The sequence below is a fragment of the Streptomyces albidus (ex Kaewkla and Franco 2022) genome (assembly GCF_013870515.1).
Classification (GTDB): Bacteria; Actinomycetota; Actinomycetes; order Streptomycetales; family Streptomycetaceae; genus Streptomyces; species Streptomyces albidus.
Map to the genome: position 1 here is coordinate 1 of NZ_JACBXA010000234.1, position 9262 is coordinate 9262.

Genomic DNA, 9262 nt, shown 5'->3' on the forward strand with positions numbered 1-9262 from the left:
GCGTGGTCGGGCACCTCCCCCCGCACGACGGCACCCGCGGCGACGACGACGTTCCGGCCCAGCCGGGCGCCCGGCAGCACCACGGCTCCGGCACCCAGCCAGCTCCCGCTGCCGATCTCGACGCTGGCGCTGCGGGGCCACTGCTTGCCGACGGGCTCGTGCGGGTCGTCGTAGGAGTGGTTGGTCGAGGTGATGTACACGTACGGGCCGCAGTAGACGTCGTCCCCTACGGTGACCGACCCCCGCGTATCAGCGACGACGTGGCTGCCGCGGCCGAGCACGACGCCGTGGCCGAGAGTGAGGACCGCGTCTGGGCCGAGGTCGAGGTCCGGCATCATCCCCGCCACGAGCGTGACCTCCTGCCCGATGATGCAGTGGTCCCCCAGCTCGATCCACGGGGTGCCGAAGACCGTTCCCTGCGGGAACGCCAGCCGGGTGCCCGTGCCGATGCGGCGGAAGGCGTACGGGCCCGGGCGGGCGGCGGTGACCGCACCGGCGCGCTGCGCGTGACGCCACAGGGCGTGCACCACGCGGGACGCCAGTGAGGCGAAGGAATCACGGATCGATGGCACGCCGTCACGGTAATGGGATCGCGCTCCGCGGGAGCCCGTAGGACCCCTGTGATCTTCCCCCCATCGATCGCATACGGTTCAAGGAGAGGCCGGTGACGATCCGGCCGGGAAGCGAGGGGGAGCGATGGCGGAGCAGCGAGCGGTGATCGCGGGAGTGAGCGGCCGGCAGCCCAAGATCGACGAGGACGCCTACGCCGCACCGACATCGGTGGTGGTGGGAGACGTGACGCTGGGCGCGGCTTCGAGCGTCTGGTACGGAGCCGTGCTGCGCGCCGACTGCGACATCATCACGATCGGGCAGGGGTCCAACATCCAGGACAACTGCACGGTGCATGCCGACCCGGGCTTCCCCACCCACGTCGGTGAAGGCGTCTCCGTGGGGCACAACGCGGTCCTCCACGGCTGCACGGTGGAGGACGAGGTCCTCGTCGGCATGAGTGCGACGGTGCTCAACGGCGCCCGGATCGGCGCGGGTTCCCTGATCGCCGCGCACGCACTGGTTCCGCAGGGGATGCAGGTGCCGCCCGGGTCGCTGGTGGCCGGAGTGCCGGCCAAGATCAAGCGGGATCTGTCGCCGGAGGAGCTGGAGGGCATCAAGGCGAACGCGTTGATGTACCAGCACCTGGCCCGGATGCACCGCGACGAGATCTCACCGTCGGACGAGGGCCGGAAACCGTCGGAAGACCACTGAGACTCGTCATCACGCTGAGACGAAGCCGCGGCTGACTGGTCAGTCGGTGCGATCGGCGGCCGGGACGGCCTCCCGGCCGTCGTTGCCCGGAGCGTCAGGCGTGGGGCCGGTCTTCTCCCCCACCGGCCCCCCGCCCTGAGCGCTCGCCGCACCCGGCTCCACGGCCGTCACGCGCTCGGCCTCGGCCTTCTTCGCACGGCGCCGCAGGATGATCATCGACGTCAGACCGAACAGCACGGCGACGATCAAGCCCAGCCAGGAGAACCGCTTGAGCCACGCCTCGGCGACGATGCCCACGTAGTAGATGACGGCGGTTGTGCCGCCGGCCCAGAGGATGCCGCCGAGCACGTTGGCGATGAGGAACTTCCAGTACGGCATCTTCAGCACGCCGGCCAGCGGCCCGGCGAAGATGCGGAGCAGGGCCACGAAGCGGCCGAAGAAGACCGCCCACATCCCCCAGCGTTCGAACGACCGCTCCGCCATGGCCACATGGTGCGGCCCGAAGTGCCGTGGGAACTTGCCCCCGAGCCAGTCCAGCAGCGGTTTGCCGCCCTTGCGGCCGATCGCGTATCCGATGGAGTCGCCGACGATCGCACCGGTGGTGGCGCACAGGCCGAGGATCAGCGGGTCGATGTCACCGTGTTGCGACGCGAGCAGCGCGGAGCTGACGAGGACGATCTCACCGGGGAGCGGGATGCCCAGGCTCTCCAGCCCGATGACCACTCCCACCAGCAGGTAGACGCTGACGGCGGGCACGGTCTCGAGCCATTCCTGGACGTGCAACGCGCTTCCTCCCGCCGGTGATGAACGCGGGTGGCGTCGGTCGGTCGGCAACCCGCGCACGCACCCGGAAGAGACACGGGCACGTGTCCCGGCAGCCTACTCGATGCAGGAGAACGGCGGACCCGCACCGGGGCGGGTCGCGGCGGCCTTCGCCGCCGGTTCCGGGCCTGGTCAGCCGTGCGGCCGGAGCGTCCAGATGATCGTCATCTCGCCGGTCACGGCACCGTCCTCGCGGGTGATGGCCACCTTCACCGGGAACTCCGGCCGCTCCCCCGCGTCCAGCTCGGCCAGCACGTCGGCGGCGGGCCTGCCGAGTTCGGCGGTGGCGGTGACGGCGCCCATCGCCAGCTTCTTGTAGCCGATCTCGGCGCGTACGGCCAACGGCACCGCCCGCTTGAGCTGGTCACCGAACGCCGCGAGGACGATGGCACCGCTGGCCGACTCCGCGAGCGTGAACATGGCACCGGCGTGCGGGCCGCCGACGTGGTTGTGGAACGCGCTCTGGTCGGGGAGCGAGACGACCGCGCGCTCCGCGCTGGTCTCGCCGAACTCCAGGTTCAAAGTGCGGGCCATCGGCACGGTGGCCGCCATCATTTCGCCGATGGGCGGCAGAGGCTCTGTGGGCATGACCTGACGTTACCACCGGGTAACCATGATCCGTAAGGCCTGCCTTGTACCGGCTCGGTACCGAACGGAGGGCGGGCGTGGTCGACTCCGTCAGCGCCGCATAAGGTGCTCGCCATGTGGCCACAACAGCCGCCCGGGGGCGAGCAGAATCCGCAGCAGCCGAACCCGTACCAGCAGCCGGGTTCTCAGCAGCCGAATCCGTACCAGCAGCCGTCGTACGGGCAACAGCCGCCCGGACAAGGGCAGAACCCGTATCAGCAGCCGTACGGACAACAGCCCGGATACGGGCAGCAGGCCGGCCAGCAGTGGGGTCAGAGCACCCTGCCGGGCGGCCCGGCCGGTCCTTCCGGCGGGGGCAAGAAGTCCAACACGACCGTCGTCGCGATCGTTTCGGCGATCGCCGTCGTCGCGGCGGCCGTGATCACCACGGTTCTGGTCGTCAACGACGACGACAAGAAGGACACCGCAGGACCGGACACCAAGACGTCCTCCAGCGCCGATCCTTCGCCTGGTGAGAGCGACGGGAAGAAGCCCGGAGGCGGGTCGGCCTCCAAGGACCCCGCCGATCCGCTCGTGCCCGGCTGGCAGTCCGTCATCAACCCCAAGCACTACTCGGCGTTCGACGTGCCCAAGAACAAGGACTGGGAGCTTGCCAGCCAGGGCACGATCACCGGCTTCGAGGACGACAAGTCGGGCAAGTTGCTGGTCGCCATGTCCGCTCCGGCTTTCTACAAGCAGGACTGGTGCGAGAGAAGCAACCGTGCCGCCGTCGGCACCAAGGGCGCGCAGGGCTCCAGGAACACCAAGGAGGCGGCCGAGATCGCCGCGTCCAACTTCGTGCTCGCGGGCTACGACCAGAAGCAGAAGGGCACCCTGAAGGAGTCCGGGGGCAAGGCCTTCAAGAACAAGCAGGGCATCAAGGGCCACATCGCCACCGCGAGCGTCACCGGCGCCCCGAAGAAGGACAAGTGCTCCGCCGACGGGAAGGTCGTGGCCATCTCCTGGCTGAACGTCAACGACGACCTGTCCATCTGGATCTTCCTCACCGACGCCAACGTCAAGGACGAGGTCCCGGCCGGCACCATCAAGAAGATGGCCGCCAGCCTGCGTTCGTACGGTGAACCCGGAGACGAGGACAACCCGCGCGGCTGACACGCCACTTCACCGCTCACCTGAGGCCGTCGCCTTCGACTCCCCCGTCGCCGGGGGGCGTTGATCGCGGCGGCCTCCCGGCGTCCGGCGTCTTCGGGACCGGAAGCCCGGAAGCCCGGCCGGCGCTCAGCCGACGGTGAAGGCCCCGTCGGGGGGTTCGGGCGAGGGCACGGCGTCCGCGTCCTCAACGGGTGCCCTTCCTCTGGTGAGTTGGTCCAGCGCCGGCCCGTACTCGACCCGAGCCGGGAAGACGTCCGAGGCGGCACGGCGGACGAGTTCGCCGAGAGGCAGCTCTTCGTGCGAGGCGACGACGACGGTGTTGCCGAAGCGCCTGCCGCGCAGCACCGCCGGCTCGGCGACGAGGGCGAGGTGCCCGAAGACCGCGCCGAGCGTCGCCAGTTGGGAGCCGACGAAGGGGAAGGGCGCTGAATCGGCGAGATTGACGAGGTAGACGCCGTGCGGGCGGAGCACGCGTTCCACGGAGCGTGCATAGGAGAGCGTGGTCAGGTGCGCCGGTACGTGCACACCGCCGTACACGTCCCCGATCACCACGTCGGCGCTGCCGGCCGGTGAGTGATCGAGGAAGGCGCGGGCGTCCTGCGGCTCCGCCGCGATTCCCGAACCGGGCGGCAGCGGCAGGTGCTCCTCGACGAACGCGAGCAGAGCCTCGTCGGTGTCGGCCACCCGCTGCCGGGAGCCGGGCCGGGTGGCGGTCACGTACCGGGGCAGTGTCAGGGCTCCGCCGCCGAGATGCAGCACGTCCAGCGGATGCCCGGGTTCTGCCGCCAGGTCGAGCACGTGGGCCATGCGGCGGGCGTACTCGAACTCCAGGTGCGAGGGGTCTCGCAGATCGACGTACGACTGGGGCGCACCGTCGAGGGTGAGCAGCCAGGCGTCCTCCCGGTCTATGTCCGGCATCAGCTTGGCGGTGCCGCTGTCGACGGCGCGCGTCACGGGTATCGGCTCCTTCTCCACCGTCCCATTGTGCGGGGGCCCGCCCCACGGACGGCGGGCAGGTGCGGCGGCCCGGAGGCGCGACTTGTCCGCCGCGCTCCCGGGCCTCCTGCTCACTCCTCGCCGACCTCCGTCACGGTGCCGGCGCCGACGGTGCGCCCGCCCTCGCGGATGGCGAAGCCGAGGCCGGTCTCCAGCGGCACCTCGTGACCGAGTTCGACATCGAGCGTCACCTTGTCGCCCGGCAGGGCGACTCCGTCGTGGCCGAGGGTGATGTCGCCGACCACGTCAGCGGTGCGCAGGTAGAACTGCGGCCGGTAGCCGCTGCGCACCGCCGTGCGGCGGCCGCCTTCCGCCGTCGGCAGGAAGTAGACCTCCGCCGTGAAGCGGCGCCGCGGTGCGACGCTCCCGGGCACGGCGACGATGTGTCCGCGGCGGACGGTCTCGCGCGGAACGCCGCGGAGCAGCAGCGCCACGTTGTCACCGGCCTGAGCCTCGTCCATGGGCTTGCCGAAGGTCTCCACGCCCGTGACCACGGTCTCCGTGTCCGCGCCGATCACCGTGACCTTGGCGCCGACGCGCACCCGGCCGCGCTCCACGGCACCGGTCACCACCGTGCCGCGCCCGGTGATGGTCAGCACGTTCTCCACCGGGAGCAGGAAGGGCGCGTCCACGTAGCGCTCCGGGACGGGGACGTAGGTGTCGACGGCGTCCAGCAGCGCCTCGATGGCCGCGCTCCAGCGCGGGTCGCCCTCGAGCGCCCGGAGCCCGGAGACCCTGACCACGGGGAGCGTGTCACCGGCGTAGCCGTGCGCGCTGAGCAGTTCACGGACCTCCAGTTCGACGAGTTCGGTCAGCTCCTCCTCTCCCGCATCGGCCTTGTTGAGCGCGACGACGACGTGCTCGACGCCGACCTGCCGGGCGAGCAGGACGTGCTCGGCGGTCTGCGGCATCACTCCGTCGACGGCGGAGACGACGAGGATCGCCCCGTCCAGCTGAGCCGCACCGGTCACCATGTTCTTGATGAAGTCGGCGTGCCCCGGCATGTCGACGTGGGCGTAGTGCCTCGTGTCCGTCTCGTACTCGACGTGCGCGATGGTGATGGTGATGCCGCGGGCCGCCTCCTCGGGCGCCTTGTCGATGCGGTCGAAGGGAACGAACGCACCGGATCCGCGGTCGCTGAGGACCTTGGTGATGGCGGCGGTGAGCGTGGTCTTGCCGTGGTCGACGTGGCCCATGGTGCCGATGTTCAAGTGCGGCTTGGTGCGCACGTATGCCTGCTTGGGCATGTGGTCTTCCTCGTCTGCAGCGCGCCTGGACAGGGCGCGCAGTGGAAACGGGACCCCGGAGCCTGACCGACCCTCCCCCTGGGGGGTCCTCGGTGTGATCCGGGAAGGGTCAGCCTCGGGCGCCGTCGGCTGCTGCGGCGAGGTGCCTGCAGAGAGGGGTCACGGCAGCCCTGAGCGCGTCCGCTGCTGCGGACGATGCTGCAAGAAGGGCCTGCCGGTTCATGACTGAGATGCTGACGTCCCAACAGCCGTACGTCGAATGATTTTTCCGGCCGTGCACCGGTGCCCGCGCGCTTCACCCGCCCGTCCGGCGAAGCTCCCGCTCGGCGGCGGTGCCGAGGGTGCGGAGCGCGGCCGACAAGGCCCTCCGGACCCCGCCCGTGCCGCTCTCCCATCGGCCGCTCGCCCGGCGGGAGGTCACTTCCGTCGGTTACGCTCACCGACGTGCCCGTCCCCACGACGCAGTCAGACGGACTCCCCAGCCGCCTGGCTCAAACACTCGTCTCCCCCAAGTGCCGCCTCGCGCTGCTTCTGGTGCTGCTGTGCGCCGGGGGGATATCGATGCTGGTCTACGAGCCGCAGCGGTTCGTCACCCACGGTCTGCCGGAGCAGCTCTCCGGGGGCGTCGCAGGCGTCCTGTTCACCGTGGCGTACGGGCTGTGCACGGCGGCCTTCGTGCCGCGCCCCGTACTGAACGTCGCCGCCGGCGCCCTGTTCGGCATCGAAGGCGGCACGCTCTCGGCCGTCATCGGCACGGTCATCGGCTCCGGCATCGCCTTCGGCCTCGGCAGGATGCTCGGCCAGGACGCTCTGCGTCCGCTGCTGCGCGCCCGGTGGCTCACCGCGGCCGACCGCCAGCTCAGCCGGCACGGTTTCCGCTCGATGCTCGTGATCCGGCTCCTCCCCGGCGTCCCCTTCGCGGCCTCCAACTACGGTGCCGCCGTCTCCCGCATGGGCTGGACTGCCTTCCTGACCGCCACCGCCGTGGGGGTCGTCCCCAACACCGCCGCGTACGTCATCGCGGGCAGCCACGCGGCCGCGCCCACCTCACCCGTCTTCCTGGCCGCCTTCGGCTTCATCGCGCTCTCGGGGATCGGCGGCGCGGTCTTCGCCTGGCGCAAGCGCGCCCTTCTGCGCGGCCACGCCCCCCGCTCCTGAAGCCCTCGCGGCGCCGGAGGAGCACCTCGCCTGCGACGCCGTACGGACGCCTCCGCAACCGCTCCACGCACCGTCACCCGGCCCGTCGGGGCGTCAACTCGTCGCTGTAGTCTGCGCGTGATCGAAATCGCGAACGCGATCAGGTCACCAGCATGTCTTGATGACAGGACGGGTCAAAGCAGATGTCTTGGTTCGAATCGTTCATCCTCGGGCTCGTCCAGGGGCTGACCGAATTCCTCCCGATCTCCTCCAGCGCTCACCTGCGGCTCACCGCGGCGTTCGCGGGGTGGCAGGACCCTGGAGCGGCCTTCACGGCCGTCACCCAGATCGGGACGGAGGCGGCGGTGATCATCTTCTTCCGCAAGGACATCGCCCGCATCATCTCCGCCTGGTTCCGCTCGCTCTTCGACCGTGAGATGCGGCGCAACCACGACGCCCAGCTGGGCTGGCTGGTGATCGTCGGCTCCATCCCGATCGGCGTGCTGGGGCTGACGTTCAAGGACCAGATCGAGGGACCGTTCCGTGATCTGCGCCTGATCGCCACGACGCTGGTCGTGCTGGGCATCATCCTCGGCATCGCCGACCGGCTCGCGGCCCGCGACGCCCGGGGCGGGCAGCACCGGCAGCGGCGGGCACGCAAGACGCTCGACGAGCTGTCGGTCAAGGACGGACTGCTGTACGGATGCGCCCAGGCGCTGGCGCTCATCCCCGGCGTATCGCGCTCGGGCGCCACCATCAGCGGTGGCCTCTTCATGGGCTACACGCGTGAGGCCGCCGCCCGGTACTCGTTCCTCCTGGCGATCCCCGCGGTCATGGCCTCCGGCCTGTTCGAGCTGACGGAGATCGGCGAGGGGCACGTCTCCTGGGGTCCGACGATCTTCGCGACCCTCCTCGCCTTCGTCGTGGCATATGCCGTGATCGCATGGTTCATGCGCTACATCTCCACACGCAGCTTCATGCCGTTCGTGATCTACCGCGTACTGCTGGGGATCGCCTTGTTCATCCTCGTCGCCACGGGCGTGCTGAGCCCGAACGAGGGCGCTTCCTCGGGCGGCGGCGTCTCCTCGGGCTGAGCCGGGTCAGGCCTCACGGTGCACAGGAGCGTGAGGGTGTACTCCTGAGGCCGTACGGAAGAACTCACCTCTGGGACGAGGACAAGCGGCCTCAGGAAGAGGCATCGTTGACGGTATGAACCGGATGTGTGCATTCCGCCTGGCTCGGCCGTGAACGCCCTTCTCGCGGCGGTACTGCTGTCGCTCGTCTCGGCCGTCTGCTACGCGACGGCTGCCATCGTCCAGGAGCGGCTCGCGGCGACCACGGCACCCAGCCGCTACGGGCTTCTGCGCTCCGGCCGCTGGTGGATCGCCGTGGCCCTGAACAGCCTGGGCGCACTGCTGCACGTCGGAGCTCTGGGGGTGGGCTCGCTCACCGTCGTACAGCCCCTGGGCGTGCTCACGCTGGTGCTCGCGCCACCGCTTGCCGCCGTACTGGTCAAGCGGCCGGTCACCGCGCACGCATGGCACGGGATCTTCCTCGTCTCCGGCGGACTCGCGGTCCTTCTCCTGCTCACCGGCTCGACGCCCACGCGCGCGTTGTCCGGCTCCGAGCAGCTGACCCTGGCAGCCGCCGTGGCCTGCGCGCTCGCCCTGCTGGTGCTGACGGCCACGACGGCCGGACGGCGGGTGCGGCTGCTCCGCACCGTCAGTCTCGCCACGGCTGCGGGCGTCGCCTACGGTGCGGCCTCGGTCTTCGTGAAGACGGTCGCGGACGGCTGGGGCACGTCCGCACTGATGGCCATCGCACCCCTGCTCGCTCTGATCGCGGTCCTCGCGGTCACCGGGCTCACCGCGTCGCAGTCGTCATACCGCGGCGGAGGGCTGGCCACTCCCCTGGCGACGACCACCGTGATCAATCCCGCCTTCGCGGCGGCCGTGGGCATCGTGATGCTGGGCGAGGGATTCCGGTTCGGATCGCTGGGGGCCGCCGGCGCCCTCATCGCCGCACTGGTCACGGTGTGGGGGCTGGTCGTCCTCTCG

Annotated in this window: 10 protein-coding genes; 5 read left to right on the forward strand and 5 right to left on the reverse strand. The window is 70.4% G+C overall.

Going from position 1 to position 9262, the window contains the following annotated elements:
- Window positions 1–572: acyltransferase (locus H5J26_RS24835; RefSeq protein ID WP_181768190.1), on the reverse strand; the 572-nt coding region annotated here is incomplete at its 3' end.
- A gap of 124 nt (window positions 573–696) precedes the next feature.
- On the opposite strand from H5J26_RS24835, the gene H5J26_RS24840 reads away from it, so the two are divergent.
- Window positions 697–1263, forward strand: coding sequence for a gamma carbonic anhydrase family protein (locus H5J26_RS24840; protein ID WP_181768191.1), 567 nt, complete (start codon window positions 697–699; stop codon window positions 1261–1263).
- A gap of 39 nt (window positions 1264–1302) precedes the next feature.
- On the opposite strand, the gene H5J26_RS24845 is transcribed toward H5J26_RS24840, so the two are convergent.
- Both H5J26_RS24845 and H5J26_RS24850 read right to left on the reverse strand, forming a co-directional pair.
- Window positions 1303–2046 carry a DedA family protein gene (locus tag H5J26_RS24845; protein ID WP_181768192.1) on the reverse strand — a complete coding sequence of 248 codons (744 nt, stop codon included), beginning with the start codon at window positions 2044–2046 and terminating at the stop codon, window positions 1303–1305.
- A gap of 171 nt (window positions 2047–2217) precedes the next feature.
- On the reverse strand, window positions 2218–2673 hold the full coding sequence (locus tag H5J26_RS24850; RefSeq protein ID WP_181768193.1) for a DUF4442 domain-containing protein: 456 nt from the start codon (window positions 2671–2673) through the stop codon (window positions 2218–2220).
- A gap of 114 nt (window positions 2674–2787) precedes the next feature.
- Here H5J26_RS24850 and H5J26_RS24855 point away from each other — a divergent pair, with 114 nt between their 5' ends.
- Entirely contained in the window at window positions 2788–3825 is a 1038-nt protein-coding gene (locus H5J26_RS24855; RefSeq protein ID WP_181768194.1) for a hypothetical protein, read from the forward strand.
- A gap of 126 nt (window positions 3826–3951) precedes the next feature.
- On the opposite strand, the gene H5J26_RS24860 is transcribed toward H5J26_RS24855, so the two are convergent.
- Window positions 3952–4743, reverse strand: a complete 792-nt coding sequence (locus H5J26_RS24860) for a spermidine synthase (RefSeq protein ID WP_181768197.1) — start codon at window positions 4741–4743, stop codon at window positions 3952–3954.
- Window positions 4744–4892: 149 nt separating this feature from the next.
- On the reverse strand, window positions 4893–6068 hold the full coding sequence (gene tuf, locus H5J26_RS24865) for an elongation factor Tu (RefSeq protein ID WP_181768195.1): 1176 nt from the start codon (window positions 6066–6068) through the stop codon (window positions 4893–4895).
- A gap of 444 nt (window positions 6069–6512) precedes the next feature.
- Here tuf and H5J26_RS24870 point away from each other — a divergent pair, with 444 nt between their 5' ends.
- From H5J26_RS24870 to H5J26_RS24880, 3 genes are all read left to right on the forward strand, one after another.
- Complete coding sequence (locus tag H5J26_RS24870; RefSeq protein ID WP_309238059.1) at window positions 6513–7226, forward strand: TVP38/TMEM64 family protein; 714 nt, start codon at window positions 6513–6515, stop codon at window positions 7224–7226.
- A gap of 182 nt (window positions 7227–7408) precedes the next feature.
- A complete protein-coding gene (locus H5J26_RS24875; RefSeq protein ID WP_181768196.1) occupies window positions 7409–8299 on the forward strand; it encodes an undecaprenyl-diphosphate phosphatase in 891 nt (296 codons plus the stop codon).
- Between the two features lie 126 nt (window positions 8300–8425).
- On the forward strand, window positions 8426–9262 hold an 837-nt coding region (locus H5J26_RS24880), incomplete at its 3' end, for a DMT family transporter (RefSeq protein WP_309238060.1).

Bases quoted from the DNA above. Each gene is read 5' to 3' on its own strand.
- H5J26_RS24860 (WP_181768197.1), bottom strand. From the start codon at position 4,743: ATGCCGGACATAGACCGGGAGGACGCCTGGCTGCTCACCCTCGACGGT.
- H5J26_RS24875 (WP_181768196.1), top strand. From the start codon at position 7,409: ATGTCTTGGTTCGAATCGTTCATCCTCGGGCTCGTCCAGGGGCTGACC.
- tuf (WP_181768195.1), bottom strand. From the start codon at position 6,068: ATGCCCAAGCAGGCATACGTGCGCACCAAGCCGCACTTGAACATCGGC.
- H5J26_RS24850 (WP_181768193.1), bottom strand. From the start codon at position 2,673: ATGCCCACAGAGCCTCTGCCGCCCATCGGCGAAATGATGGCGGCCACC.
- H5J26_RS24855 (WP_181768194.1), top strand. From the start codon at position 2,788: ATGTGGCCACAACAGCCGCCCGGGGGCGAGCAGAATCCGCAGCAGCCG.
- H5J26_RS24840 (WP_181768191.1), top strand. From the start codon at position 697: ATGGCGGAGCAGCGAGCGGTGATCGCGGGAGTGAGCGGCCGGCAGCCC.